The organism is Bradyrhizobium sp. BR 10289 (genome assembly GCF_019455385.1).
Taxonomy (GTDB): domain Bacteria; phylum Pseudomonadota; class Alphaproteobacteria; order Rhizobiales; family Xanthobacteraceae; genus Bradyrhizobium.
Genome location: NZ_JACOFR010000012.1, coordinates 132,576 through 158,947, shown reverse-complemented (window position 1 = coordinate 158,947; position 26,372 = coordinate 132,576). Strand labels below are relative to the sequence as shown.

At 64.6% G+C, this 26,372-nt stretch carries 26 protein-coding genes; 12 read left to right on the top strand and 14 right to left on the bottom strand.

The window, feature by feature from the left end; all coding sequences use genetic code 11:
• Positions 1 to 130: 130 nt before the first annotated feature.
• Positions 131 to 1,426, top strand: a complete 1,296-nt coding sequence (locus HYH08_RS21020) for a hemolysin family protein (protein ID WP_220011717.1) — start codon at positions 131 to 133, stop codon at positions 1,424 to 1,426.
• Between the two features lie 233 nt (positions 1,427 to 1,659).
• Here HYH08_RS21020 and HYH08_RS21015 read toward each other — a convergent pair whose 3' ends face one another.
• The 3 genes from HYH08_RS21015 to HYH08_RS21005 form a co-directional block, all read right to left on the bottom strand.
• Positions 1,660 to 1,899, bottom strand: a complete 240-nt coding sequence (locus HYH08_RS21015) for a PilZ domain-containing protein (RefSeq protein WP_220011716.1) — start codon at positions 1,897 to 1,899, stop codon at positions 1,660 to 1,662.
• A gap of 107 nt (positions 1,900 to 2,006) precedes the next feature.
• Positions 2,007 to 3,695 carry an FMN-binding glutamate synthase family protein gene (locus tag HYH08_RS21010; RefSeq protein WP_220011715.1) on the bottom strand — a complete coding sequence of 563 codons (1,689 nt, stop codon included), beginning with the start codon at positions 3,693 to 3,695 and terminating at the stop codon, positions 2,007 to 2,009.
• Positions 3,696 to 4,038: 343 nt separating this feature from the next.
• Complete coding sequence (locus HYH08_RS21005) at positions 4,039 to 4,812, bottom strand: ferredoxin--NADP reductase (RefSeq protein WP_220011714.1); 774 nt, start codon at positions 4,810 to 4,812, stop codon at positions 4,039 to 4,041.
• A gap of 372 nt (positions 4,813 to 5,184) precedes the next feature.
• On the opposite strand from HYH08_RS21005, the gene HYH08_RS21000 reads away from it, so the two are divergent.
• Complete coding sequence (locus HYH08_RS21000) at positions 5,185 to 5,997, top strand: ATP-grasp domain-containing protein (RefSeq protein ID WP_220011713.1); 813 nt, start codon at positions 5,185 to 5,187, stop codon at positions 5,995 to 5,997.
• A gap of 151 nt (positions 5,998 to 6,148) precedes the next feature.
• On the opposite strand, the gene HYH08_RS20995 is transcribed toward HYH08_RS21000, so the two are convergent.
• Both HYH08_RS20995 and HYH08_RS20990 read right to left on the bottom strand, forming a co-directional pair.
• Complete coding sequence (locus tag HYH08_RS20995) at positions 6,149 to 7,069, bottom strand: amino acid ABC transporter substrate-binding protein (protein ID WP_220011712.1); 921 nt, start codon at positions 7,067 to 7,069, stop codon at positions 6,149 to 6,151.
• Positions 7,070 to 7,081: 12 nt separating this feature from the next.
• A complete protein-coding gene (locus HYH08_RS20990) occupies positions 7,082 to 8,377 on the bottom strand; it encodes a dicarboxylate/amino acid:cation symporter (RefSeq protein ID WP_220011711.1) in 1,296 nt (431 codons plus the stop codon).
• Positions 8,378 to 8,589: 212 nt separating this feature from the next.
• On the opposite strand from HYH08_RS20990, the gene HYH08_RS20985 reads away from it, so the two are divergent.
• The 5 genes from HYH08_RS20985 (at position 8,590) to HYH08_RS20965 (ending at position 13,930) form a co-directional block, all read left to right on the top strand.
• Positions 8,590 to 9,591: an NADP-dependent oxidoreductase gene (locus HYH08_RS20985; protein WP_220011710.1), complete on the top strand. Its 1,002-nt coding sequence runs from the start codon at positions 8,590 to 8,592 to the stop codon at positions 9,589 to 9,591.
• A 178-nt stretch (positions 9,592 to 9,769) separates the two neighbouring features.
• Entirely contained in the window at positions 9,770 to 10,627 is an 858-nt protein-coding gene (locus tag HYH08_RS20980) for a cysteine rich repeat-containing protein (protein ID WP_220011709.1), read from the top strand.
• Between the two features lie 107 nt (positions 10,628 to 10,734).
• On the top strand, positions 10,735 to 10,950 hold the full coding sequence (locus HYH08_RS20975) for a hypothetical protein (RefSeq protein WP_220011708.1): 216 nt from the start codon (positions 10,735 to 10,737) through the stop codon (positions 10,948 to 10,950).
• Positions 10,951 to 11,141: 191 nt separating this feature from the next.
• Positions 11,142 to 12,320, top strand: coding sequence for an FAD-dependent monooxygenase (locus HYH08_RS20970; RefSeq protein ID WP_220011707.1), 1,179 nt, complete (start codon positions 11,142 to 11,144; stop codon positions 12,318 to 12,320).
• Positions 12,317 to 13,930, top strand: a complete 1,614-nt coding sequence (locus tag HYH08_RS20965) for a benzoate-CoA ligase family protein (RefSeq protein WP_220011706.1) — start codon at positions 12,317 to 12,319, stop codon at positions 13,928 to 13,930. Before HYH08_RS20970 ends, HYH08_RS20965 begins: the two co-directional genes overlap by 4 nt.
• A gap of 169 nt (positions 13,931 to 14,099) precedes the next feature.
• Here the strand turns inward: HYH08_RS20965 and HYH08_RS20960 are convergent, their stop codons facing one another.
• Together HYH08_RS20960 and maiA are read right to left on the bottom strand one after the other, a co-directional pair.
• On the bottom strand, positions 14,100 to 14,609 hold the full coding sequence (locus tag HYH08_RS20960; RefSeq protein ID WP_220011705.1) for a MarR family winged helix-turn-helix transcriptional regulator: 510 nt from the start codon (positions 14,607 to 14,609) through the stop codon (positions 14,100 to 14,102).
• The gene (gene maiA / locus HYH08_RS20955) at positions 14,599 to 15,228 is read right to left on the bottom strand and encodes a maleylacetoacetate isomerase (protein WP_220011704.1); all 630 of its coding nucleotides are present in this window, start codon (positions 15,226 to 15,228) and stop codon (positions 14,599 to 14,601) included. The genes HYH08_RS20960 and maiA overlap by 11 nt, the downstream gene beginning before the upstream one ends.
• A gap of 91 nt (positions 15,229 to 15,319) precedes the next feature.
• Here maiA and gtdA point away from each other — a divergent pair, with 91 nt between their 5' ends.
• On the top strand, positions 15,320 to 16,360 hold the full coding sequence (gene gtdA, locus HYH08_RS20950; RefSeq protein ID WP_220011703.1) for a gentisate 1,2-dioxygenase: 1,041 nt from the start codon (positions 15,320 to 15,322) through the stop codon (positions 16,358 to 16,360).
• Positions 16,361 to 16,479: 119 nt separating this feature from the next.
• Here gtdA and HYH08_RS20945 read toward each other — a convergent pair whose 3' ends face one another.
• The 4 genes from HYH08_RS20945 to HYH08_RS20930 form a co-directional block, all read right to left on the bottom strand.
• On the bottom strand, positions 16,480 to 17,298 hold the full coding sequence (locus HYH08_RS20945) for an ABC transporter permease (protein WP_220011702.1): 819 nt from the start codon (positions 17,296 to 17,298) through the stop codon (positions 16,480 to 16,482).
• Entirely contained in the window at positions 17,291 to 18,064 is a 774-nt protein-coding gene (locus tag HYH08_RS20940; RefSeq protein ID WP_220011701.1) for an ABC transporter ATP-binding protein, read from the bottom strand. The genes HYH08_RS20945 and HYH08_RS20940 overlap by 8 nt, the downstream gene beginning before the upstream one ends.
• Before the next feature lie 191 nt (positions 18,065 to 18,255).
• Entirely contained in the window at positions 18,256 to 19,260 is a 1,005-nt protein-coding gene (locus HYH08_RS20935) for an ABC transporter substrate-binding protein (RefSeq protein ID WP_220011700.1), read from the bottom strand.
• A 40-nt stretch (positions 19,261 to 19,300) separates the two neighbouring features.
• Positions 19,301 to 20,668, bottom strand: coding sequence for an FAD-dependent oxidoreductase (locus tag HYH08_RS20930; protein ID WP_220011699.1), 1,368 nt, complete (start codon positions 20,666 to 20,668; stop codon positions 19,301 to 19,303).
• A 112-nt stretch (positions 20,669 to 20,780) separates the two neighbouring features.
• Between HYH08_RS20930 and HYH08_RS20925 the strand changes: the two genes are divergently transcribed.
• Positions 20,781 to 21,053: a hypothetical protein gene (locus HYH08_RS20925; protein ID WP_220011698.1), complete on the top strand. Its 273-nt coding sequence runs from the start codon at positions 20,781 to 20,783 to the stop codon at positions 21,051 to 21,053.
• 3 nt (positions 21,054 to 21,056) lie between these two features.
• Here HYH08_RS20925 and HYH08_RS20920 read toward each other — a convergent pair whose 3' ends face one another.
• A complete protein-coding gene (locus HYH08_RS20920) occupies positions 21,057 to 21,860 on the bottom strand; it encodes an enoyl-CoA hydratase-related protein (protein WP_220011697.1) in 804 nt (267 codons plus the stop codon).
• Positions 21,861 to 22,015: 155 nt separating this feature from the next.
• Here HYH08_RS20920 and HYH08_RS20915 point away from each other — a divergent pair, with 155 nt between their 5' ends.
• Positions 22,016 to 22,990, top strand: coding sequence for a ketopantoate reductase family protein (locus tag HYH08_RS20915; protein ID WP_220011696.1), 975 nt, complete (start codon positions 22,016 to 22,018; stop codon positions 22,988 to 22,990).
• A 3-nt stretch (positions 22,991 to 22,993) separates the two neighbouring features.
• Here the strand turns inward: HYH08_RS20915 and HYH08_RS20910 are convergent, their stop codons facing one another.
• The gene (locus tag HYH08_RS20910; RefSeq protein WP_220011695.1) at positions 22,994 to 23,671 is read right to left on the bottom strand and encodes an alpha/beta hydrolase family protein; all 678 of its coding nucleotides are present in this window, start codon (positions 23,669 to 23,671) and stop codon (positions 22,994 to 22,996) included.
• A gap of 126 nt (positions 23,672 to 23,797) precedes the next feature.
• Between HYH08_RS20910 and HYH08_RS20905 the strand changes: the two genes are divergently transcribed.
• The gene (locus tag HYH08_RS20905; RefSeq protein WP_220011694.1) at positions 23,798 to 24,943 is read left to right on the top strand and encodes an acyl-CoA dehydrogenase family protein; all 1,146 of its coding nucleotides are present in this window, start codon (positions 23,798 to 23,800) and stop codon (positions 24,941 to 24,943) included.
• A gap of 6 nt (positions 24,944 to 24,949) precedes the next feature.
• Here HYH08_RS20905 and HYH08_RS20900 read toward each other — a convergent pair whose 3' ends face one another.
• Positions 24,950 to 25,834 (bottom strand): LysR family transcriptional regulator, encoded by an 885-nt coding sequence (locus HYH08_RS20900; RefSeq protein ID WP_220011693.1) that lies wholly within the window; start codon positions 25,832 to 25,834, stop codon positions 24,950 to 24,952.
• A 105-nt stretch (positions 25,835 to 25,939) separates the two neighbouring features.
• Between HYH08_RS20900 and HYH08_RS20895 the strand changes: the two genes are divergently transcribed.
• A complete protein-coding gene (locus HYH08_RS20895; protein WP_220011692.1) occupies positions 25,940 to 26,368 on the top strand; it encodes a DoxX family protein in 429 nt (142 codons plus the stop codon).
• The last annotated feature ends 4 nt before the right edge of the window (positions 26,369 to 26,372 follow it).

Here is a 26,372-nt window from a genome sequence, read left to right as displayed (position 1 = left end):
ACACAGTGCGCGCCGCCCGGTTCTCCCGCGACGGGCGATGCGACACAATTGCCGGCAATTCCGCACTGAATCCCTATATCAATGCGTGTGCCGGCAGTCGCCTGCCATACTTGCTTACCTCGGAAACTCAATGCTCTCCGTCGAACTCGTCATCGTCGTCGTCCTGATCGTCATCAACGGCCTGCTCTCCATGTCCGAGCTGGCCGTGGTCTCCTCCCGTCCGGCCCGTCTGTCGATGCTCGCCGCCAAGGGCGTGCGCGGCGCCGAGCGAGCGCTGACGCTGGCCGCCGATCCCGGCAAATTCCTCTCGACTGTGCAGATCGGCATCACGCTGGTCGGCGTGCTCTCGGGCGCATTCTCCGGTGCGACGCTCGGACAGCGGCTGACGCAATGGCTGCTCGAGCTCGGCCTGTCCTCGGGCGTCGCCGACATTGTCGGCGTCGGCATCGTGGTCACGCTGATCACCTACGCGACGCTGATCGTCGGCGAGCTGGTGCCGAAACAGGTGGCGCTGCGCGACCCCGAGAGCATCGCGGTGAAGGTTGCGCCGGCGATGCATGTGCTGGCGAAGGTATCGCTGCCGCTCGTTTTCCTGCTCGACGTCTCCGGCAAGCTGATTCTCACGCTGCTCGGCCGCGGCGGCAAGGCCGAGGAGAAGGTCTCGGAGGACGAGATCCATCACCTCGTCAGCGAGGCCGAGAGCGCGGGCGTGCTCGAGCCCGGCGAGAAGGAGATGATCGCCGGCGTGATGCGGCTCGGCGACCGTCCTGTCGGCGCGGTCATGACCCCGCGCACGGAGGTCGACGAGATCGACCTGAACGATCCGCCCGAGGACATCCGCGAGATCATTGTGAAGAGCCCGCATTCGCGCTTTCCGGTTTCGGACGGCGATCGCGACAAACCGATCGGCGTGCTCCAGGCCAAGGATCTCTTGATCGCCTATATGAACGAGCGCACGCCGGATTTGCGCGCGCTGGTGCGCGAGGCCCCGGGCATTCCGGCCTCGGCCGATGCCCGCGACGTGCTCGCCATCCTGAAGGCGGCGCCGGTCCATGTCGGCCTCGTCTATGACGAATACGGCGCCTTCGAAGGCATGGTAACGGCCGCGGATATTCTCGAGTCGATCGTCGGCGCCTTTCATTCCGAGGAAGGCCCGCCGGAGCCGGCCTATGTCAAACGCGAGGACGACTCGCTGCTGATCTCCGGCTGGATGCCGGTCGACGAGTTCGGCGAGCTGCTCGGCATCGAACTGCCGCCGCACCGCTACAACACGGTGGCGGGCCTCGTGCTGCAACAGTTCAGCGTGCTGCCCAATGTCGGCGATTCCTTCGACTTCGCCGGCTGGCACGTCGAGGTGGTCGACCTCGACGGTCGCAGGATCGACAAGATTTTGGCGAGCCGGCTGAGCGAGGTGGAGACGGGGTGAGTCGAGAGATAGCGCGAGCCAGAATCTCAACTGTCGTCCCGGACAAGCGTAGCGAAGCGGAGCGCCGATCCGGGACCCATAATCACAGGGAGAGGTTTGGCGAAGACTCGCGGTTCGGTACGGCTATCGCAGCATGATCGATAGATGACGCGGTATGGGTCCCGGGTCTGCGCTGACGCTTGCCCGGGACGACAGCCGAGCTTGTGGTTCAAGCTCGCGTCGCACGCAGAATTTCACCCGAACTTCACCCCGATCCGCTTTTCCTTGCGCCAGACCACGGTGCAGGCGAGATGCGTTCCGTCGGCCTGGACGAACAGGGTGAACCGGTCGGGGATGCCGACGGGGCTGGTGACGTCGAGGGCGGCGCCGGTGTCCGAGAGATTTCGCACGGTGCAGTCGATCGCGCCGCCGCCGAACTCGATGGTTCCGGCCTTCAGCACGCGGTGCCTCGCTTTATTGCGTCGCTCGTCCATCGGGCCAATTTACACCCGAAGCTGACACAGACGTTAAGACGCGCCACCGCTCCCAAGGATTTTACGCCACGACACTGCGCGGCGGTATCATGCGGTGGAGCCGGAGCTCAGAGCGCCGGCTGAAACGTATCCGCGCGCGCCATCCGCCAGGCGTCGCGGAACCGCGGGTCTTCCGTGCCCTCCAGCAGCTCGCCCGGACGCAGCGCCGGATAGAGCTGGGCGAAGGATCGCACCTCGGTCGTCGAGGTGCGCTGGGTGAAGTGGATCGGGCGCAGCTGCTGGGGATGTTCGAGGCCGGCCGCGGCGATCAGCTCGGTCAGCGAGTGCAGCGTCGCATGATGGTAATTGGCGACGCGATCGATCTTGAGCGGCACGTAAAGGGCCCGCGCCCGCGTCGGATCCTGCGTCGCGACCCCGGTCGGGCAGCGGTCGGTGTGACAGCTCAGCGACTGGATGCAGCCGAGCGAGAACATGAAGCCGCGCGCCGAGTTGCAATAGTCGGCGCCGATCGCCATCGCGCGCGCCATGTCGAAGGCGGTCGCGATCTTGCCGGAGGCGCCGATCTTGATGCGGTCGCGCGCATTGATGCCGATCAGCGCGTTGTGGACGAAATTGACGCCCTCGCGCATCGGCATGCCCAGGTGATCCATGAACTCCAGCGGCGCGGCACCGGTGCCGCCTTCATTGCCGTCGACGACGATGAAATCCGGATAGATGCCGGTCTCCAGCATCGCCTTGCAGATCGCCAGAAACTCCCAGGGATGACCGATGCACAGCTTGAAGCCGGCCGGCTTGCCGCCGGAGAGCCTTCGCATCTCGGCGATGAACTGCATCATGCCAACAGGCGTCGAGAAGGCGCGGTGCGAGGCCGGCGAGATGCAGTCCTCGCCCATCGCGACGCCGCGGATCTTCGAGATCTCCTCCGAAACTTTTGCAGCCGGCAGCACGCCGCCATGGCCGGGCTTGGCGCCCTGGCTGATCTTGAGCTCGACCATCTTGATCTGGTCCTGGGCCGCGACGCGCGCGAAAGCTTCGGGATCGAAGGTGCCGTCGAGATGACGGCAGCCGAAATAGCCGGAGCCGATCTCCCAGATGATGTCGCCGCCCATCTCCGCATGATAGGGGCTGAAGCCGCCCTCGCCGGTGTCATGGGCGAAGCCGCCCTTCTTCGCGCCCGCATTGAGCGCACGCACGGCATTCGGGCTGAGTGCGCCGAAGCTCATCGCCGAGATGTTGAAGACCGATGCGGAATACGGCTTGGTGCAGTCAGGGCCGCCGATACTGATGCGGAATCTCTCCTCGGCATGCTCCTTCGGCGAGACCGAGTGGTGCATCCACTCATAGCCTTCGCGGTAGACGTCCTCCTGGGTGCCGAACGGCCGCTTGTCGAGCTGCATCTTGGCGCGCTGATAGACCAGCGAACGGGTGTCGCGCGAGAACGGCATGCCGTCCTTCTCGCTCTCGAAGAAATACTGCCGCATCTCCGGGCGGATCTCTTCGAGCAGGAAGCGCATATGCGCCGAGATCGGGTAGTTGCGCAGGACCGCGTGGCCCTTCTGCAGCAGGTCGCGCACGCCGAGCAAGGTCAGCGCACCGAAGATCAGGATCGGGATCAGCAGGATGTCGAAGATCTTGCGGTCGGCGATGCCGATGCCGATCAGGAGCGCCGTGACCACCGCACAGATCGTCAGCACGATGAAGCGCGGCGAGAACGGCAGCAGCAGGGTTTCCATGACCCCCTCCTCCGCCAATGCCAGGCGTTTTGGCGAATTCTGCGTCTTGTCGTCGTCGGCCACGATCCCATCCTCCCGCCGGCATGAGGCGGTACGATACGCCCGCGCCTGTCATACGGATATGACGCGGCCCTTGTTTCAGGCTAGCGAATTCGGACGAGAAAGATCAATCCGCCGCGAGGACGGGTTTTGCGGTGCAGCACAGGGGATGGGGCGCCACCCCGCCCACAACCAAGCTGTCATCCCGGCAAGCGCAGACCCGGGATCCATAACGACAGGATTTCGTGGCCGGGACAGCTGTCACTCCGAGTCTTCGCATAGCCACTCCCTGTGGCTATGGGTCCCGGATCGGCGCGCGCTTTGGGCGCGCTTGTCCGGGACGACGGCGGAGATCAGCAAGCGGCGCTTACCGCTCGACGAACGCCTTCTCGATCACGAAGTGACCGGGCTTGTTGCCGCTGCCCTCGATGAAGCCGCGGCTCTCGAACATCGCCTTCAGCTCTTCGAGCATCGCCGGGCTGCCGCACATCATGACCCGGTCGGTCTCGATGTCGAGGGGCGACTGCCCGATGTCGTTGAAGATCTGCTCGGAATTGATGAGGTCGGTGATGCGACCGCGGTTCTTGAACGGCTCGCGGGTCACGGTCGGATAATAGATCAGCTTGTCGGCGAGCAGCTCGCCGAACAGCTCGTCCTCGCGCAAGGTCGCGACCAGCTTCTCGCCATAAGCGAGTTCGGAGACCTGACGGCAGCCATGCACCAGCACGATCGACTCGAACTGGTCATAGACGTCGGGGTCCTTGATCAGGCTGGCGAAGGGCGCAAGGCCGGTGCCGGTCGAGAGCAGCATCAAGCGCTTGCCGGGGATGAGGTTGTCGGTGATCAGCGTGCCGGTGGCTTTGCGGCCGACCAGGATGGTGTCGCCTTCCTTGATCTTCTGGAGGCGCGAGGTCAGCGGGCCGTCCTGCACCTTGATCGAGAAGAACTCGAGCTCTTCCTCGTGATTGGCGCTCGCCATGCTGTAGGCGCGCAGCAGCGGACGGCCATCGACCTCGAGGCCGATCATGGCGAACTGGCCGTTCTGGAAGCGGAAGCCGGAGTCCCGCGTGGCGCGGAAGCTGAACAGCGTGTCGGTCCAGTGCTGGACGGAAAGAACCTTCTCTCGGTAAAACGCGCTCATGATTTTCGATATTCCGAATTCTTGCGGTTTTCGGGCAAAAGCGCTGCCCGGCCCTGCAAACCGGGCGGACACCATTGCCATGGCGGAGGATTTCGCGTGTGTGATCTACGCCATTGAGACCAATAATCAACCTCGTTCCGGATGCAATTGATGCCGGTCAAAGCGGCATTTGCGGCGGAAATGGCCAGATCATCAACGGATCTGCCGTCCGATGCGCACCGAGGGCAATTTCTTTTCCCTTTCGGGCGCGATTGCAGCACTTAATTCCATCGCGCTCGCGAGAATTTCATTAAGAATAGCTCTGATTTTCACCCCTGCCTGGCGTCATTTCCCGCATTTTTGCGGCTTTTGGCGCCTGATTGATCGAACCACATGCCGAGCAACGAGCGGATCTTCGTCCAGGCGATCAGGAGCTATGGCGCGCGCCATGGCATCGACATCGATGTCCGCGCGGGCGGCTGGCTGATCGCGATGCGCCGGGGCGATCAGCGGCGCTTCGCCTTCGGCTATGACATCGGCCTCAACAGCGCGATCGCGCATCGCCTGGCCAACGACAAATCGGCAACGTCGGAGGCGCTGGCGCTGGAGGGCCTGCCCTGCATTCCGCATCGGCTCTTCCTCAATCCGAAGCTCGGCAGCACGATCGTCGGCCCCAGCTGGCGGGAGGACATGCTCGCGCTGCTTGCCCGCCATCCGCACGGCGTGGTGGTGAAGCCGAACGAGGGGACGTCGGGACGCTCGGTGTTCAAGGTGACGACAGAGGCGGAGCTCGACCACGCGGCCAGCGAGGTGTTTGCGATGAGCACCGGGCTCGTGATCTCGCCCTATGTCGCGATCGAGGACGAGGTCCGCGTGGTGCTGCTCGGTGATGTGCCGCTCGTCGTCTACAGCAAGCAGCGCGGCACCGATTGGCGGCACAATCTCGATGCCGGCGCCAAGCCGGTGCTGCTGGACGACGGCGAGGCCCGGGCGGCCAGCGTGAAGCTGGCGCTCGATGCCGCGCGCGCCATCGGCATCACCTTCGCGTCGATCGACGTGGTGCGCGTGGATGGCGCGTGGCGCGTGCTGGAGATCAATTCCGGCGTGATGATGGAAGCGCTGGCCAAGCTGCATCCGGAACTGGTGCAGGCGGCGTATGATGCGGCGCTGGACCGGGTGTTTGGGAAGGCACAACGCGAGCCCTGATCTATCACCGTCACCCTGAGGTGGCCGCTTCTTCAGCGGCCCTCGAAGGGCGACGGCCGGGCTGTAGCCGTATCCGGGCCGTTCATCCTTCGAGGCTCCCGGCGCGATGCTGCGCAACGCGCCACTCGCACCTCAGGATGACGGAATGGGCTCAATTGTTCGCGCTCGCCGAATCGTCCATCGCCTTGAAGGCTTCCTCCAGTTGCAGCGAAATCGGCACGTTCAGCCGCTCACCGGTCGGGAGCCTTGCGATGAACCATTTGTTGTAGAGCGGCACGAGGTCATGGTTTGAACCGAGCCTGCGGAAGGCGCGCTCGACCACGGCCGACAGCTGCGGCTCGCCCTTCCTGAACATGATGCCGTAGGGATCGTAGGACAGATAGTCGCCGGTGACGCGGTACCTGTCCTGCGCCTTGTGGCGCGCGATCAGGCCGAACAGCAGGATATCGTCGGTCGCGAACGCATCGGCCTTGCCGTCGACCAGCATCTGGTAGGACTGCTCGTGATCGGGCGAGGCGACGATGTTGAGGCCGAGCGAGAACTTCTTGTCCGCAGCCTGGATCGCCTGCTCGTTGGTGGTGCCCTTGGTCACCACCACGGCCTTGCCCTTCAGATCGGCCAGCTGCTGGACGCTGGACGCCTTCGGCACCATCAGCTTGGTACCGGCGACAAACATCAGGGGCGAGAACGCGACGCGCTTGCCGCGCTCGGCGTTCGCCGTGGTCGAGCCGCATTCCAGGTCGATCTTGTTCTGGAGCACCGCGTCGATGCGATCGTCCGAGGTGACCTTGACGTAATCGATCTTCAGGTTGGGATCGTCGACCTCGACGCCGATCTCCTCGACAATGGCCTCGCACAATTCGAGGCTATAGCCGATCGGCCGGCCCGACTGGTCGAGAAAGGAGAACGGCGGCGAGCTTTCGCGATAGCCGAGCCGCACGGTGTGCGCTTTCTTGATGGCCGACAGCGACGGGCTAAGCCCTTCGCTGCCGCCGGTCTGGGCCGAGGCGGGTATTGCGAGCAGACACGCTGCCAGCCACAGACCGCCCGAAATCGCCGTTGAAAGGCGCATGTCGCACTCCGATCAATGGCCTGCCATCGCGGGCACTTCGCCGGGGATCATGTCATCAGGCACGGCCTCGCCGGTCCCGAGTGCGTGCTCCGGCCCGAGTTCGCCTTCCCACTTCGCCACGACCGAGGTTGCCAGCGTGTTGCCGATCACATTGGTGGCGCTGCGGCCCATGTCGAGGAAGGTGTCGATGCCCATGATCATGAGCAGGCCGGCCTCGGGGATGCCGAACTGCGACAGCGTCGAGGCGATCACGACGAGGGAGGCGCGCGGCACGCCGGCGACGCCCTTGGAGGTGATCATCAGCGTCGCCAGCATCGCGAGCTGCGTCGAGAGCGACATCTCGATGTGATAGGTCTGCGCGATGAAGATGCTGGCGAAGGTGCAGTACATCATCGTGCCGTCGAGATTGAAGGAATAGCCGAGCGGCAGCACGAAGCTCGAGATTCGCGACGAGGCGCCGAACTTGTTCAGCCCCTCCAGCGTCTTCGGGTAGGCCGCTTCCGAGCTCGCGGTGGAGAACGCGATCATCAAGGGCTCGCGGATCAGCCTCAGCAGATGGCTGTAACGCGGCCCGATGACGACGAAGCCCACGACCACCAGGATGCCCCACAGGATCATCAGCGACAGATAGAAGCCGCCCATGAACACGACGAGCTTCCAGAGCACGAGCAGGCCGTTCTTGGCGACGGTCGCGGTGATGGCGGCCCACACCGCGAGCGGCGCGAACAGCATCACATAGCTCGTCACCTTCAGCATGATGTGGCCGATGTCGTCGATCAGCGCCAGGATCGGCTTGGAGCGCTCGGGCATCGAGCCCATCGCCACCGAGAAGAACACGGCGAAGATCACGATCTGCAGGATCTCGTTCTGCGCCATCGCGTCCGCGATCGAGGTCGGGATCAGATGGGTCAGGAATTTCTCGATCGAGAAGGCCGAGACCGGCAGGCCGGTCGACTGCCCCGCCGCGGGCAGCGTGCCGGGGAAGTTGGCGCCGGGCTGGAGCAGATTGACCATGATGAGGCCGAGCAGCAGCGACACGAAGGAGGCGCTGACGAACCAGCCCATGGTCTTGGCGAAGATGCGGCCGAGCTTGGAGCCGGAGCCCATATGCGCGATGCCGCCGACCAAAGTCGCGAACACCAGAGGCGCGATGATCATCTTGATCAGGCGCAGGAAGATCACGGCAAGCAGGTTGATGGAAGAGGCCCAGTCTCCGCGCGTATCGGGCAGGAAGTTGTAGATCGCGGAGCCCATGATGATGCCCAGCACCATCGCGGCCAGAATATATTGCGTAAACCTGTTCGACATTGACAAGACCCCCACGCTACCGGCCGCTTCATGATGTCGCAGATATGACAGCGACGCAACACGCTTTGCGAGCATTCGTGTTGCGGGATGTTCCCGTTGCGAAACTTGGGCGCGCGATCTAGCCTTCATGCAGCGCACAACGAATGCGGCTTGCACGTTTTGTTTGCGGCAGCTGCATCAATAATCGTCAAACAAGCAGCGAGGGGAACGCCATGAGTGGACAGATCAATCGCCAGATTCTTCTGGTGGAAAAGCCCAGCGGCAAGCTCGGCCTCCAGCACTTCAAGATGGTTGACGGCGCGGTGCCCGAGCCTGGGGAGGGCGAGGCCTTGCTGCGCGTGCGCTACATCTCGCTCGACGCCGCCAACCGAGCCTGGATGCACGGCGCGACCTATCGTTCGGCCGTCGAAGCCAACAGCGTGATGGCGGGCGGCGGCATCGCCGAGGTCGTGAGCTCGAAGGCCGAGGGTCTTGCGCCTGGCGATATCGTGTTCGGTGACACCGGCTGGCAGGAGTTTGCAGCAGTGCCGGCAAAGCATCTGACGAAAATGCCGAAGCTCGAACCGATGACGCATCTGCTCAGCGTATTCGGAATCGCCGGCCTCACGGCGTATTTCGGCCTGCTCGACGTCGGCAAGCCCAAGGAGGGCGAGACGGTCGTCGTGTCCGCGGCCGCGGGCTCGGTCGGCTCGATCGTCGGACAGATCGCGAAGATCAAAGGATGCCGCGTCATCGGCATCGCCGGCGGCGCGGACAAGTGCAACTGGCTGACTGGCGAACTCGGCTTCGATGCCGCGGTCGACTACAAGGACGGCGCGGTGTTCAAGGCGCTGCGCGCGGCAGCGCCCAAAGGCATCGACGTCTATTTCGACAATGTCGGCGGCGACATACTGGAAGCCTGCCTGCCGCAGATGAACAATTACGGCCGCATCGCCTGTTGCGGTGCGATCTCGCAATATGACGGCACGCCTTCGGCGCACGGTCCGCGCGGCGTGCCGGGCCTGATCGTGGTGAAGCGGCTCGTAATGCAGGGCTTCATCGTGATGGACTACATGAAGGACAGTCCGCGCGCGCTCGCCGACCTGCAAGGCTGGGTGAAATCCGGCAGGCTGAAAGTGCAGGAAGACATCATCGACGGATTGCAGAACACGCCGAGAGCGCTGATCGGATTGCTTGCAGGCGAGAACCGCGGCAAGCGCATGATCAAGCTCTGACGACGGAATTGCGTCCTCCGATGACGTCGTTACGCCGTGATTGTCCTGGCATTATCTACTTGCGGTAGATGCCAAAGCGGCCAAAGATACCGTTCGCGAGGCGTTGCTCGCGACGATTGCGCTTGCATCACATTTCGAAAAAACGTCGGCGTTACCGACAGGGCAGGAATTCACTCAAATGTTCAACACGTTGAAACATGCTTCAACGCGAACCGCGTTGCTTGCCGCAACGCTCTTCGCAACCGCAACAGGCGCATTCGCGCAGGCGCCGACCGAGGCGCAGAAGAGCGCCATCCGCTCCGCATGCCGCTCCGACTTCATGGCGCATTGCTCGAGCGTGACGCCCGGCGGCGTCGAAGCCTATCAATGTCTGCAGAGCCATATGTCGAGCCTGTCGTCGGGATGCGCGAGCGCGGTGCGCGCAGTCGGGCCGGCCGCGGCGCCCAAATCAGAACCTGCAAAGACGGAGGCCGCTCCCGCCAAATCCGAACCGGCCAAATCTGAACCGGCCAAATCCGAACCGGCAAAGACGGAAGCAGCGCCGGCCGCCGAGCCTGCGGCGAAGCCGGCCGCTTCAGCCGCTCCAAAAGCCGCCGCCGCAAAACAGCCGAGCAGCGCGCAAGTCTCCGCGGTCAAGAGCGCATGCCGCGCCGATTATCCAAAAGTGTGCGCCAGCGTGCCGCCCGGCGGCGCCCCCGCGCTCGAATGCCTGGAGAAGAACAAGGCCAAGGTGTCGGCGGCTTGCGCGAAGGCCGTGACCGCCGCGACCGGCGGCGGCGCAGCAGCGGCTGCAGCGCCTGCCGCCGGCGCGGCTCCCGCGGCGGCGCCCGCAGCATCGCCCACTGTGATCGTCCTGCGTCCGCTGCGGCCGCGCGAAGAACTCTTCATCGTGCGCTCGGCCTGCGGCGCCGACATCCGCACCCTCTGCGCCGGCGTCGCGCCGGGCGGCGGCCGCATCGTGCAATGCATCGCCAGCAATGCCGCGTCATTGTCGCCTGCGTGCAAGGACGTGCTGGCGCCGTTCGCGGCGCAATAAGACCGCGCGGTCATCACCAACGGCGCGCGCGAATGAATTTTCGCGCGCTTGTAGCGACAGACCTTTTGCCACGATCGATTTCAATCACAACAAGACCGGAGGACAACATGCGTTCATTGCTGCTCGTTGCTTCTGCACTTCTCGCCTTCGCGGCAACCATGACTTTCGAGGCGACCAACGCCAATGCGGTGGTGTGCGCCCGCGGCGTCTATCGCGCCGGCTGTGCCGGACCGAACGCGGCCGTCGTCGTCCGCAAGCCGGTTCCGGTCGTCCGCTGTACCCGCGTGCTGGTAGACGGGGTCTACGTCAAGCGCTGCGTCTGAGGCGCGAATAGCCAAGCCGGCGCGGTTTGGCTATGATTTGCAATGTCACTGCTTCGGATACACGCAACGCGTGCGTCTGGAGGTGGGTTTTGGCGTGCCATGCCGAGCCGATAATTCCGCTGGCGTGGGAAGCCGGAGCGCATTAGTCTACCCCTAGATAGTAAGTATACTGTCAGTTAGGGAGGCAGACGTTGCGGATCGCCGTGATTGGCGGGGGGCCCGGTGGGCTCTACTTCGCCTATCTCTGGAAGAAGCGTCACCCCGAGGATCAAGTCGACCTGTTCGAACAGAACCCGGCCGACGCGACCTGGGGTTTTGGCGTCGTGTTCTCCGACCAGGCGCTGGAATTTTTGCGCGCGGACGACCCCGAGACGGTCGACGCGATCGCGCCGCATATGGAGAGCTGGGAGAACATCACGCTGAATCTGCATGGCGACAGCGTCGCCATCGACGGTGTCGGCTTCTCCTCGATCGGGCGGCTCGAGCTGTTGAGGTTCCTGCAGCAGCGCGCGCTCGATGCGGGCGTCACGTCGCGCTTCGACACCCAGATCCACACGATCGACCAGCTGGGCGGCTACGACCTGATCGTCGCCGCCGACGGGCTGAATTCGCTGGTGCGGCGCACCTATGAGGGCGATTTCGGCACGTCGCTGTCCTACTCCTCCAACAAGTTCGTCTGGTACGGCACCTCGAAACGCTTCGACACGCTGTCGCAGACGTTCGTGAAGACCGACCGCGGCGCCTTCAACGCCCATCACTACCGCTACTCGCCGACCATGAGCACGTTCCTGGTCGAATGCGATCACGCGACATGGCAGGCCTATGGCTTCGCCTACAAGGACGTCGAGCAGTCCAAGGGCGTCTGCGAGGAGGTGTTTGCCGATACGCTCGGCGGCCACTGCCTCGTCTCCAACAAATCGGTGTGGCGCAATTTCCCCTGGATCTGGAACGAGCACTGGTCGTTCAAGAACATGGTGCTGATCGGCGATGCCCTGCACTCGGCGCATTTCTCGATCGGCTCGGGCACGCGGCTCGCGATCGAGGATGCGATCGCGCTGGTCAAGGCGCTGGAATCCGATGCGCATCTAACCACCGCGCTGCATCGCTACCAGGCCGCGCGCAAGCCGGTGGTGCAGAAGCTCGTCAACGCCGCTCGCACCAGCGCCTTCTGGTATGAACATTTTGCCCAGCACATGCAGCTCGATCCGATCGACTTCGCCTACAGCTACATCACCCGCTCCGGCCGCATCGACGACGCACGCCTGCGCCATATGTCGCCGGCCTTCATGGCGCGCTATGAGGCCGCCAAGAACCACGTCGACGATGGCGCGGCCAACGGCGGGACCGCCGACGGCGAGGCGACGGCATGAGCAATGAGATCAGCGACCAGGTGCCCGCCGACAGCGCGGGCGCCCGCGAGATCGGCTTTGCCGTTCCGCAAATCTACAATGCCAGCCGCGTGCTGTTCGAGAATCTCGCTAAGGACCGCGGCGACAGGCTGGCGCTGATCGGGCCCGCGGGCACGCGGACCTATGCCGAGCTCTGTGCGGAGGCTTGCCGCTGGGGCAATGGCTTCGCCTCGCTCGGCCTGAGGCGCGGCGACCGCGTGCTGCTGTTCCTCGACGACACGCCGGCCTATCCCGCCGCCTTCTTCGGCGCGGTTCGCGCCGGCTTCGTGCCGCTGCTCATCAACACGCTGACACCACCGGATCTGCTGCAATTCTATCTCGCCGATTCCAGTGCGAGCGTTGCGGTCACTGAGGCCGAATTCGTGGCGCGTTTCAACGCCGAGGCTTGCAAGGACACGGATCTGCGCACCTTGATCGTGGTGAATGGCGAGATCGGCGCTCACGCCGCGCCGCATGCGGTTCGAGCGGCGAGCTGGCTTGGGGAATTTCCAGCCGAGCTCACTGAGGCCGACACCGACCGCAACGAGATGGCGTTCTGGATGTACTCCTCCGGCTCGACCGGCCGGCCCAAGGGCATCGTGCATCTGCAGCACGACATGGCCTATAGCGAGCTCGCCTTCGCGCAGAACGTCTTGAGGCTGACACCTGACGACATCTGCTTCTCCGTGCCGAAGATTTTCTTCGCCTATGGGTTCGGCAACTCCGTCACCTTCCCGTTCTCGGCGGGCGCGGCGACGCTGCTGCTGCCGGGCCAGCCCAAGCCCGCGGCGATCTTCGCGGCGATCGAGCAATACAGGCCGACGGTCTTCTTCGGCCTGCCGACGCTCTACACATCCCTCACCAAGGCCGAAGGCGGGAGCAAGACGAATTTTTCGTCGCTGCGCATGGCGCTGTCCGCGGCCGAAGTGCTGTCGGCGGACGTCTTCAACGGCTGGAAGACGCTCACGGGGCTCGAGATCGTCGAAGGCCTCGGCTCGACCGAGGTGCTGCACATTTATCTGTCCAACCGGCCCGAGCAGAAGAAGCTCGGCGCCGCCGGCCTGCGCGTGCCCGGCTACGAGGTGAGCTTGCGCGACAGCGACGGACGCGACGTCGCCGACAACGAGGAGGGCATCTTGTGGGTGCGCGGCGATTCCAACACGCCGCTATACTGGAACAGGCCGGACAAATCCGCCGAGACCATTCGCGAGGGCGGCTGGATCTACACCGGCGACCGCTTCGTCAGGGATAGCGACGGCTTCCACTTCTTCCGCGGCCGCGCCGATGATCTGATCAAGATCTCCGGCCAGTGGGTGTATCCGCTCGAGGTCGAGCTGTGCCTCGCCGACCACCCAGATATCCGCGAATGCGCCGTGTTCGCGGCCGAGCTGCCGGATCGGCGCATGACACTGAAAGCGGTGGTGGTGATGAACAGCCGCGCCGCCGACCGGAGCGAGGCGACGCGGCGACTCCAGGACTATGTGAAGGGCAAGCTCTTGCCCTACAAATATCCGCGCGAGGTGATCTTCATCGACGAGCTGCCCAAGACGGGCACGGGGAAGATCGATCGGCAGGCGTTGTTGCGGATGTGAGGCAATCGTTTCGTCACACAACCGGTGTCGTCGCCCGGCTCGACCGGGCGATCCAGTACTCCGAGACGACAGTAGTTCACCGAGAAGCCGCGGCGTACTGGATTCCCCGCCTTCGCGGGGAATGACACCTTCATAATTGCAACGGCAGTGCCTTGGCCACGCACTCCCCTCACCCGCCCTTCCCCAGATGCTCCAGCGCATCCTCGGCCCGCAGCGGCACCCTTGACGCCTCGTTGTTGAGATCGACGAGCTGCGTCAGAAGCCCCATGAGCGTCTTGCGATCGGCGGGCTTGAGCGGCTCCAGCATGCGCGCCTGCGCACGTTCGACGGCGGGAATGATCTCGCGCAGGATCGCTGCGCCTGACTTGGTCAGATAGAGCAGCTTGATCCGCTTGTCCTCGGGGGCCGGCTTGCGCTCGACGAAATCCTTGACCTGCAGCCGCTCGATCACGCTGCCGAGCGTGGAGCGGTCGAAGGCGATCACCGCCGACAGCCGCGTCGCATCGATGCCGGGATGGGTGTGGATCGCGATCAGCGCCGCATATTGCACCGGCGTCAGGTCGAACGCCTTGCACTCCTCCATGAAGATCGACACCGCGATCTGCTGCATGCGCCGGAACAGATAGCCCGGTGCGGCATAGACGGCGTCGATCGTGATCGGAGCAGGCTTACTCGGCATCGGGCTGCTTCTCCGGCGCGGCATTGGCGAACGCCGGCAGCGCCTTCGCCGCGGCCTCGGCCTTGAGCAGGCGTGGATAGGCCGAGACGTCGACGCCGAAGCGGCGCGCGTTCGCAAGCTGCGGCACCAGGCAGAGATCGGCGAGCGTCGGCGCATCGCCGAAGCAGAACGGCCCCGTCTCGTCCTTGATCAGCGTCTCGCAGGCGGACAGGCCCTCACGATTGACCCAGGCGGCCCAGTCCTGGACCTTCTCTTCGGCGAGGCCAAGTTCACGCAGCCGTGCCAGCACCTTCAAATTCTGCACGGGGTGCGTGTCGCAGGCGATCGCCAGCGCGAACGCCCGCACCTTGGCGCGGCGCAGCGGATCCTTCGGCAGCAGCGGCGGATTGGGATGCGTCTCGTCGAGCCATTCGATGATGGCGACCGATTGGGTGAGAACTTCACCGCCCTCCTCCAGCGCGGGCACCAGGCCCTGCGGATTGATGGCGAGATAGGCGGGCGCGCATTGCTCGCCCTTGCGAAGGTGATGCGGCAGGTGCTCGGCACCGAGGCCCTTGAGGTTCAGCGCGATCCGCACGCGATAGGCGGCGCTGGAGCGGAAATAGCCGTGCAGCTTCATCGGAACCCTCCCGTTTCGTTCTTGTTCGTCACGTTGACGCTATCTAGATCGTCAGTATACTGTCAATCAACAAAACGAACGGGAGCCGCCCATGGAAGCCGTGACCAAGACGCCGGAACGCGAGGCGTTCTACAAGAAGATCGACGGCGAGAATCTCACCGCGCTGTGGACGGTGATGAGCGATCTGATCACGCCGGAGCCCAGAAGCGCCTGCCGCCCGCATCTGTGGAAGTTCGACACCATCCGCGACTACATGACGGAGGCCGGCAAGCTGATCACCGCCAAGGAAGCCGAGCGGCGCGTGCTGGTACTGGAAAATCCGGGCCTGCGCGGCCAGTCCAAGATCACGACCTCGCTCTATGCCGGCGTGCAGATGGTGGTGCCCGGCGACGTCGCGCCGGCGCACCGGCACAGCCAGTCGGCGCTGCGTTTCGTGCTCGAAGGCAAGGGCGCCCACACCGCCGTCGACGGCGAGCGCACCGCGATGGAGCCCGGTGACTTCATCATCACGCCGTCGATGACCTGGCACGATCATTCCAACGAGACCGACCAGCCGATGTTCTGGCTCGACGGCCTCGACATCCCGCTGGTGCAGTTTTTCGACTGCTCGTTTGCGGAAGGCGCGAAGGAAGACCAGCAGAGGATCACAAAGCCCGCGGGCGACAGCTTTGCGCGCTACGGCCACAATCTGCTGCCGGTCGACGTGAGGCGGTCCTCGAAGACATCGCCGATCTTCAGCTATCCCTATGTCTACACCCGCGAGGCGCTGGAAAAAGCCAGGACGAGCCAGGAATGGGACGCCTGCCACGGGCTGAAGCTGAAATTCAGCAACCCCGAGACCGGCGATTTCGCGATGCCGACCATCGGCACCTTCATCCAGCTGCTGCCGAAGGGGTTTGCGACCGCGCGTTATCGGTCGACGGATGCGACGGTGTTCTGCCCGATCGAAGGCAGGGGCCGCAGCCGCATCGGCGATGCCGTCTTCGAATGGGGCCCACGCGATCTGTTCGTGGTGCCGAGCTGGCAATGGGTCACGCACGAGGCGGATGACGATGCGGTGCTGTTCAGCTTCTCGGACCGCCCGGTGCAGCAGAAGCTGGATCTGTTTCGCGAGGATCGCGGGAACGCGTGACGGGACTAGTTTCGTAGCGTGGGCAAAGGCGCACTTGCGCCGTGCTCGCGTCTTCGCGATTCATAAAGGGATCGTGGGCACGTTTCGCTTTGCCCACCCTACGGCAGCGGTGCCTGTGGCTACCGCCAGTGCAGCAGCTTGATCTCCAGCCAGCCGATCACCTTGCCGACCGCCAATCCAAACACCGACAGGATCACCACGCCCGCGAGCAGCTGATCGGTCTGCATCAGATTGCCGGCCTGCAGCACGAAGGCGCCGATGCCGTATTGCGCGCCGATCATCTCGGCGCTGACGACGAGCAGCAGCGCCACCGAGGCGGTGATGCGGAAGCCGGCGAGAATGGCGGGCAGCGCGCCGGGCCAGATCACCTTGCGCACGATGGTGGCGAAGGGGACGTTGAAACTCTGCGCCATGCGGATCAGGTTGCGCGGCACCGCGTCGACGCCGCTATAGACCGAGATCGCGGTCGAGAAGAACACGCCGAGCGCAATGGTCGCGATCTTCGGCTCTTCGCCGATCCCGAGCCAGAGGATCAAAAGCGGCAGCAGCGCGATTTTCGGGATCGGGAATAGCGCGGAGATGAAGGTGATGCCGACGCTGCGCGCCAGCCTGGACAGGCCGATGGCGAAGCCGACGGCAACGCCGGCCGCCGTTCCCAGCATCCAGCCAACGCCGATGCGCAGCAGCGATGCGGACAGGTGCTGCCAGAGTGCACCCGATAGCGCGAGCTCGTAGATCGCGCGCACGATCGCCGACGGCGCCGGCAGAAACAGCGGATTGACGAGACCTGCGCTGCCCGCCGCCTGCCAGATCGCGATGACCAGGGCGAGCGCGATCCAGCCGCCGAAGCGGCTCGACGCGGGCACGAAGCCGGCGCCGCGAAACCTGACGCGCCGCGTCGTCTCGTCCTTTGCCGGTAGCCCAGCGCGATCAAGCATGCTGAACCTCGCGCTCGGCATCGATCGCCTCGTTGCGGATCAGCGACCAGATCTGGTTCTGCAGCGCGAGCAGTTTTTCGCGCGCGGCGGCTTCGCCGCGCTCAGTGCGCGTCATCGGCACCGCCACCACCTCGCGGATGCGGCCCGGCCGGCGCGACAGCACCACGATGCGGTCCGCGAGCCGGGCCGCTTCCTCGAGATTGTGGGTGACATAGACCGCGCCCATGCAGCCATCGGCGAGCAGGCGGACGAAATCTTCCATCAACAGCTCGCGCGTTTGCGAATCCAGCGCGGACAGCGGCTCGTCCATCAGCAGGATCGCTGGTCTCACTGCAAGCGCGCGCGAAATGCCGACGCGCTGGCGCATGCCGCCGGAGAGCTGCTTGGGATAGGTCGCGCGAAAATCGGTCAGACCGGTGCGGCGCAAGGCGTCGTCGACCAGCCCGCGGCGCTGCGTGGCCGAAAGCTGCGTGTGCAGCAGCGGGAATTCGACGTTCTCCTCCACCGTCGCCCAGGGCAGCAAGGCAAAATCCTGGAACACGAAGGTGAGCGGATTAAGGCTGTCCGCCGGCGGCGCGCCACGCAGCTCGGGCGTGCCTGATGTCGGCTGCAACAGCCCGCCGAGGATCGACAGCAGCGTGCTCTTGCCGCAGCCGGAGGGACCGACGATCGCGACCACTTCGCCCGCGCCGACGGTGAAGGAGACGTCGTCGAGCACGGCGAGATCGCCGAAGCGGTGGGAGATGTGGTTGGCGATCAGGTCCATGAGCTACGCGCTCCCACCGTCGACCCGTCATCCTGAGGTGCGAGCATTGCGATGCGAACGCATCGCAATGGGAGCCTCGAAGGATGAACGGCCCCGCCGCATCCGGGCCGTGCATCCTTCGAGGCTTGCCTTGCGGAAGACCGCAAGTCGAGCACCTCAGGATGACGGGGTGAGAGAACGGTTCGCATCAATCAATCCGCCTTCACAAAATCCTTGGCGATGATCGCATTCGCATCATAACCCTTGTCCGCGAAGCCCTGCTCCTGGAGCCACTTGATCTGGTTGTCGACGTTCTTCACGTCCAGCTTGCCGTCGGGATCGATATAGGCGCAATTGCCGACCACCTGCTCGACCGGCAGATTGGTGTATTTGGCGATGATCTCCAGCAACGGCTTGGTCTGCTCGTTGATCGGGGCGACGCCGTCCTTCATCGAAGCCAGAATGACGTCGTGATATTCGCGATCGGCTTTCGCGAGCACGCCGAGAAATTTCGTCACCAGAGCCTTGTTGGTCATCGTCTTCGGGGACGCGAACACCGCGCCGAGCTGCCAGGGCGTCTCGTCGCCGACCCAACCCAGAAACTTCGCGCCGCCCTCGTCCATCAGCCTTCGCGCGGTGGAGATCGGCAGCAGCGCCGCATCGACGGTCTCGCCCTTCAGCGCGGCCGCGGCATTCGACAGCGATTGCAGCGGGACGATCTTCACATCCGCGAGCTTGAAACCGTATTTGTCGGCGAGCAGGCCGAGCGAATAATGAAAGCTCGATCCGACCTGCGTCATCGCCACGCGCTTGCCGGCGAGATCCTTCGGCGTCTTCAGCCCGGCCGCATAGGCGTTGTTGCTGGCGAAATAGCCGATCAGGGGATAGCCGGCCTTTTCGCGGCTCATGCCGCCGATCACCTTCAGCACGCCCTTGCCGGCGAGATTGTAGAGACCGGCGGTGAAGGCGGTGACGCCGAAATCGACGTCGCCCGAGGTCGTGGCGACCGCGATCGGCTGCGCCGCGTCGAAGAATTTCAGCTCGACGTCGAGACCGGCCTCGCGGAAATAGCCCTTATCCTGGGCGATGAAAACGGGCGCGGAGGACGACAGGCGGAGCACCCCGACCTTGGCCTTGAGCGCATCTTCGGCACGGGCCGTGCCCAGCGCCGTGATCGCCATCAGGCCCACAAGCGCGAGCCGCGCAATCCCGATCATCCCGTTTCCTCTCGCTCTCTTCGCCGTTCTGTTACAGCTGTCACAAACCTTCGGGCACCGCCTGATCGCGCCCGATGAAGGCGCCCTGTTGTTTCAACGTTTCCTGCAACTTTTCAATGGCGATTTCGCGCGGAATGCGATTTCCGGAGAGCGCCAGCGCCGCGGCGGAACCGGCGGCCTCGCCCATCACGAAGCAGGCCCCGGACACCCGGGCCGCCGACTGGCCCTCATGGGTCATCGAGGCGCAGCGGCCGGCGACCAGGAGGTTGTCGACGCCCTCGGGCACCAGCATGCGGTAGGGCAATTCGTTATAGCCGCGCGATTCCGGGATCGGCGGGAAGGTGAAGACGACATCGCCGGGAACATGGGCCTCGATCGGCCAGCCGTTGACGCCGATGGAATCCTCGAACGAGGCGCAGCCCAGCACATCCTGGCCGCTGAGCTGGTAGCCACCCTTGATGCGGCGGGTCTCGCGGATGCCGAGCTGCGGCGGCAGGTCGACGATGTAGGACTTTTCGAAGCCCGGCACGGTGCTGCGCAAAAACTCGTACGCCGCGAGCGCCTGCTTGCGGCCCTCGATCTCGCCGCGGGTGAGATCGTCGGGCTCGACGCCGTTGATGGCGTGGCCGTCCTCGCGCGCCACTTGCGTGAAATTGACCCGCCATTCGATGCCGGATTTTTGCGGCCGCACGATCGCGCTCTTGCGCGGGAATGTGTGGGTGCCTGCGGCGAGCGCCTTCTCCATCAATTGCGGGATGGTGCGCCAGGCATCGCCCGCCTTCTCCGGATCGATGCCGTTGAGACGCAACATCATCGACGGGTACATCGGATGACCGTGCTCATCGCCGATCTCGAACGGCGCCCCGGCCCAGACCGCGAGGTCACCGTCACCGGAGCAGTCGATGAAAATCTCCGCGCGCACCGCTTGGCGTCCGGCCTTGGTCTCGACCAGCAGCGCATCGATGCGGCGGTCGTCGCCCATCACGACGCCGGCGCCGAGCGCATGAAAGAGGATATTGACCTTGTGGCTGGCGAGGAGCCCGTCGGCGGCGATCTTGTAGGCCGCGGTGTCGTAGGCCTGGGCGAACACCTTGCCGAGGATCAGGTGCGGCGTGTTGAGACCGTTGAGCCGGTCGATCCGCGACAGCAGCTCGGACGCCATGCCCTGCACCAGCCGGTGGGCCTGGCCGTAGACATTGCCATGCAGGCCGCAGAAATTGGTGACGCCGGCAGCTGTCCCCATGCCGCCGAGAAAGCCGTAACGCTCGATCAGCAGGGTCTTGCGTCCCGCGCGTGCGGCTGAGGCTGCGGCGACGATTCCGGCCGGGCCGCCGCCAAGCACGACGACTTCATATTCGCCGTAGAGCGGCACCTTGCGTGCCGGTTCTTCGATCGTCATGGCCCGCATGGCGCGTTCCTTCCCGGAATCTGGTTCGAACTGGATCACGGATTACCCGGCGGTCCTCATCCTCGCAAGATCGCGGTTGCTCGCCATCGGTGAACCTGAGACAAGGGCGGCCATGAATTCGATCATCGTCAGGTACTGCTTCGCGACCTCTATTGCCCTCGCGCTGTCGGCCGTTCCCGCCGCCGCACTGGAGCAGAACTGCCGCTTCATCCAGAGCAAGCCCGATCGCGAGGCCTGCTACAAGCGGCAGGAGGAAGAGCTCGAGGCGAAGCGCAAGCCGCCCGCGCCCGCCGGCGAGAGCGATACGCTCCAGTCACTCCGCCAGATGCGGCAGGACGATGACGCCGTGTATCGCAGCATCAACAACATCTGCCGCGGCTGCTGAAGCTCAGCCTTTGCCACCGCCCCAATTCGCTGCCCGCTTCTCGGCGAACGAGGCCAGTCCCTCTGCCGCCTCCGCACTCTGGCGCTTCAGCGAGTGCAGCTGGACGAGCCGCTTATAGGCGGCATCGTCCACTGCCATGCCGCCGAACGAGCTCTCCAGCGCGAGGCGCTTGGTCTCGGCCATCGCCTCCGGCCCGTTGGCCAGTAGTTGATCGACCACCTTGGCGCCGGCGGATTCGAGATCGGCGAGCGGTACCACGTCGTGGACGAGGCCGATGCGGCGGGCCTCCTCGGCGCCGAAGCGCTCACCGGTGAGTGCGTAACGGCGGACCTGCCGCACGCCAATGGCATCGCAGAGCTGCGGAATGATGATGGCGGCCGTCAGGCCCCAGCGTACCTCGGTAATGGAGAACAGCGCGTTGTCAGCGGCGATCACGACGTCGCAGGCTGCAATGACACCCGTGCCGCCGCCAAAGCAGCCGCCTTGCACCAGCGCGACGGTCGGGATCGGCAACGTGTTGAGGCGCTGCACGGCTTCGAAAGTCGCCCGGGATGCCGCCTCGTTCGCCTCGGCCGATTGCGGCCTGACGCCATTGATCCATTTGAGGTCGGCGCCGGCCTGGAAATGCTTGCCGTTGCCCTTGAGCACGACGATGCGCAGGTTCGGCTTCTTGGCCAGATCATCCATGGCCGCCAGCACGCCTGCGATAAGCGCGCCGTCATAGGCGTTGTTCACCTCGGGCCGGTTCAGCGTAACGGTGGCAACGCCGCGCGTATTCAAGGTCCACAGGACGGGGTTGGCAGTCATCGGCAAGCCTCCGGTCATCTTGTTGGCCGCGCACTATGGCCGAGGCCATGTGTGCCGATCCATATCTTTCCAGCGTGGGGCGGCCGCGTCCATCGCATGGCGGCTTGTGTCATGCTGCCGCCGGGCGGCATCCAAGGACCAGGGACGAGACATTTATGCGCATCTGCATTTTCGGCGCGGGCGCCGTCGGCAGCCATATCGCGGTACGGCTGGCGCGCGCCGGCCATGACGTCGGCTGCGTGATGCGGGGAGCGCATCTCGAAGCCGTCCGGGCCAATGGACTCAAGCTGCGCGTCGGCGATTCCGAGGTCACCGCCAAGGTGAACGCGTCGGGCGATCCGGCCCAGCTCGGTCCGCAGGACGTCGTGATCTCGACGCTAAAGGCGACGGCCTTGACCGGGCTGGTCGCCAGCCTCAAGCCGCTGCTGCAGGACGATACCGCCATCGTGTTCGCGCAGAACGGCATTCCCTGGTGGTACGGTATCGGCCTGCCGCCGCGGCACCCGACGCCGCCGGACATATCCTTCCTCGATCCGGGCGGACGGCTACGCGCCTGCATCCCGAAAGAGCGGATCATCGGTGGCGTGATCTTCTCGTCCAACGAGGTGACCACGCCGGGCGTGGTGCAAAACCTGACGCCCGACCGCAATCGCCTTTTGATCGGCGAATGCGACGACCGCAATTCCGAGCGCATCACAAAGCTGCGCGGCGCCTTCAACGACGCGCGGCTGGAATCGCCGCCGGTGGCCGAGATCCGTGAGGCGATCTGGTCAAAGCTACTGACCAACATGTCGCTCTCGGTGCTGTGCCTGCTGACGGGCCAGACCGCACGCGGCGTCCGCGACGACCCCGCCTTCACCGAGGTGATCCCGCGCATGCTGAACGAGGCCAACGACATTGCCCAGCACTTCATCCCGGAGGTCAAGCGGGTGACGCGCAGCGGCCCCGCCCCGAACCACAAGCCGTCGCTGCTGCAGGATTACGAGCTCGGCCGCGCCATGGAGATCGACGTGCTGGTGAAGGCGCCCGCCGCCTTCGCGCGCACCGCCGGCCTGTCGACGCCGACGCTGGACCTGATCGCCGCGCTCGCGATCCAGAAGGCGCGCGACAAGGGGCTTTATTCGGCCTGAGTTTTAGGCGAGCCGATCGATCCAGGCGGCGAGCGCGTCGAGCACCTCCGCCAGCGCGTCGTCGTTGGTGCGACCGGACTTCTTCAGCACCGCAAAGGAATGATCGCCGCCTTCGACCTCGTGCAGCGTCGCCTTCGAGCCAAGCGAAGCGACGACGGGCTTGAGCAGGCCGAGATCGGCCAGCCCGTCGCGTGTGCCTTGCAGGAACAGCATCGGGATATTGACCTCGGCCAGATGCGCGGCGCGCTCGGCCGACGGCTTCTTGTCGGCATGCAGGGGAAAGCCGAGGAAGGCGAGCCCTTTGACCTCGGGCAGCGGCGCCTTGGCCTGCGCCTGCGAGGTCATGCGCCCGCCGAACGATTTTCCGCCCGCCACGAGCTTCAGCCCTGGACACAGCCGCAAAGCCTCCGCGACCGCCGCACGGACGGCGGCGTGCGCAACCGCCGGCTGGTCGGGACGGCCTTGTTTGTTTTCCATGTAGGGAAAATTGAAGCGCAGCGTCGCGATGCCGCGCTCGCTGAGGTCCGCCGCAATCTTCTCCATCGAGGCATGCCGCATGTCGGTGCCGGCACCGTGTGCCAGCACGTAGCAGGCGCGCGCATGGGCGGGTCTCATCAGGATCGCGGAGACCGTGCCGACGCGATCGATGTCGAGCTTGAGCTCTTGAGTTTTGGCAGCCACAATCAACCATCCCGACAAAGGCGTTTCCGGGCGCCTTGGTAGCGTCACCGGCGCAGCCTGAAAACACAATAATTGCAGCGGCCTGCTGGCCTACCAAGCCGCAAAGTGGAATCAACCGAGGTGACCATGTCCTACCGCTCCTCCTGGATGACCGAAGAGCTCGATGTCTTCCGCGATCAGTTCCGGAAATATCTGGCCAAGGATTTGGCGCCGCATGCCGAGAAATGGCGCGCGCAGAAGATGGTCGATCGCTTCGCCTGGCGCGGACTCGGCGAGATGGGTGCGCTGCTGGCGAGCGTGCCGGAGGAATATGGCGGCTTGGGTGCGACCTTCGCCTATGACGCAGCGGTGCTGGACGATCTCGAGAGCACGGTGCCGGAGCTGACCACCGGCGTCTCCGTTCACAGCGCCATCGTCGCCCACTACATCCTCAATTACGGCTCGGAGGAGCAGAAGAAGCGCTGGCTGCCGAAGATGGCCTCGGGCGAGATGGTCGGCGCCATCGCCATGACCGAGCCCGGCACCGGCTCGGATTTGCAGGCGGTCAAGACCACGGCCAAGAAGCAGGGCAATTCCTACGTCATCAACGGCCAGAAGACGTTCATCACCAACGGCCAGGCCGCCGATCTCGTCATCGTGGTGGCGCGCACGGGCGAGGCCGGGGCCAAAGGCATCTCGCTGATCGTGGTCGAGACCGCAGGTGCGGACGGCTACAAGCGCGGGCGCAACCTCGACAAGATCGGCCTGCACGCCTCCGATACGTCGGAGCTGTTCTTCGACAATGTCACCGTGCCGCCGGAAAACCTGCTCGGCAAGGAAGAGGGCCAGGGTTTTGTCCAGCTGATGCAGCAATTGCCGCAGGAGCGGCTCGCGCTCGCGGTCGGCGCCGTCGCCGCGATGGAGCGCGCCGTCAAGCTCACCGTCGACTACACCAAGGAGCGGAAGGCGTTCGGCAAGCCGCTGCTGGATTTCCAGAACACCGCCTTCACGCTGGCCGAGCGCAAGACCGAAGCGATGATTGCCCGCGTCTTTGTCGACTGGTGCATCGAGCGTCTCGTCGCAAAAGATCTCGACACCGTCACTGCGTCGATGGCGAAATACTGGTGCTCGGACAAGCAGGTGCAGACCGCCGACGAATGCCTCCAGCTGTTCGGCGGCTACGGCTACATGCAGGAATACCCGATCTCGCGCATCTTCATCGATTCCCGCATCCAGAAGATCTATGGCGGCACCAACGAGATCATGAAGCTGCTGATCGCGAGATCGCTGTAGGGCCGGCTATTTCATCCGCTTATCGGCAGCGATGAAGTCGATGAAGGTCCTGACCTTCGCGGAGAGGTATTTGCGGCTCGGATAGACCGCGAACAGCCGGCCCTCGAAGACGACCACCTCAGGCAGGGTGTGCACGAGACGTCCGGCGGCGATGTCGTCGGCGACCAGCCATTTCGGCAGGAAGGCGAAGCCCATGCCTTCCAGCACGGCCATATGCAGCAGCGTCTCGTTGCCGCTGCGCAGGACCGGGTTGAGCTTGACGGTCTCGACCGTGCCGTTCGTCTTCAAGGAGAAGCTTTCGCCCGGATAAAGCGCGTAGTGCAACAGGGGCTGGCCGGAGAGATCGGCGAAGGTCTTCGGACGGCCCACGCGTTTGAGGAAAGCGGGCGCAGCCACCAGGTAGAACGGCACGTTGGTGATGGGACGCGCGATCAATGACTCATCCGGCGCTGCGGTCGCGCGCAAGGCGAGATCGAAGCCCTCCTCCACGAGATTGACAAGCCGGCCGCTGAGATCGACATCGAGGCACACCTCCGGATAGCGGGCCTGGTAATCCGCCAGCACGCCCGCGAAGATCGTATTCGCCATCCACACCGGCGCGGTCAACCGCAGCCTGCCACGCGGAACGACGGTCGCGTTGCTGACGGCGGCCTCGACCTCGTCGAGCGAATCCAGCATCTGCCGCGCCTGCTCGAAATAGAGCGCGCCGCTCTCGCTCAGGCTGACCCGCCGGCTGGTCCGGTTGAGCAGACGCGTGCCCAGCCGTTGCTCGAGCTGCATGACATGCTTGCTCGCCATGGCCGGCGAGATGCGCAGGCGCTCGGCCGCAGACGCAAAGCTTTTGAGCTCCGCGACCAGGCAGAACACCCTCATGCTGACCAGAGAATCCATGAAATCATCAACATCCAGGAAAGGAACCCATCCCGGAACACATAATGATCAAATAAGGCGAAACCATCAAATGGTGGCAACCCTCACATTCCGGAGAAGCCACCCATGTCCACCGCCACCTTCGAGACCGCCCCCGCCGGGCGCCCCCTTCGCATCGGCCTCTGGACCGCGCAGGCCCTGATCGCCTTCGTCTTCATCTCGGCCGGGTTCATCAAGCTGACCACGCCGATTCCCCAGCTGGCCGCGATGATGCCTTGGGCCGGGCAATATTCCGAAACCTTCGTCCGCTCCATCGCTCTGGTCGATCTCGCTGGCGGGATCGGCATCCTGCTGCCGGCGCTGACGCGGATCCTGCCGGGGCTGACAGTGGTAGCCGCGCTGGGCTGCTCCGTATTGCAGGTGATCGCGCTCGTCTTCCACCTCTCGCGCGGCGAGGCGCCGGTGACGCCGCTCAATGTCGTCCTGCTCGCGCTCAGCCTGTTCGTGTTGTGGGGCCGGAGCCGCAAGGCGCCGATCACGCCGCGCCAGTTCTGAGCGT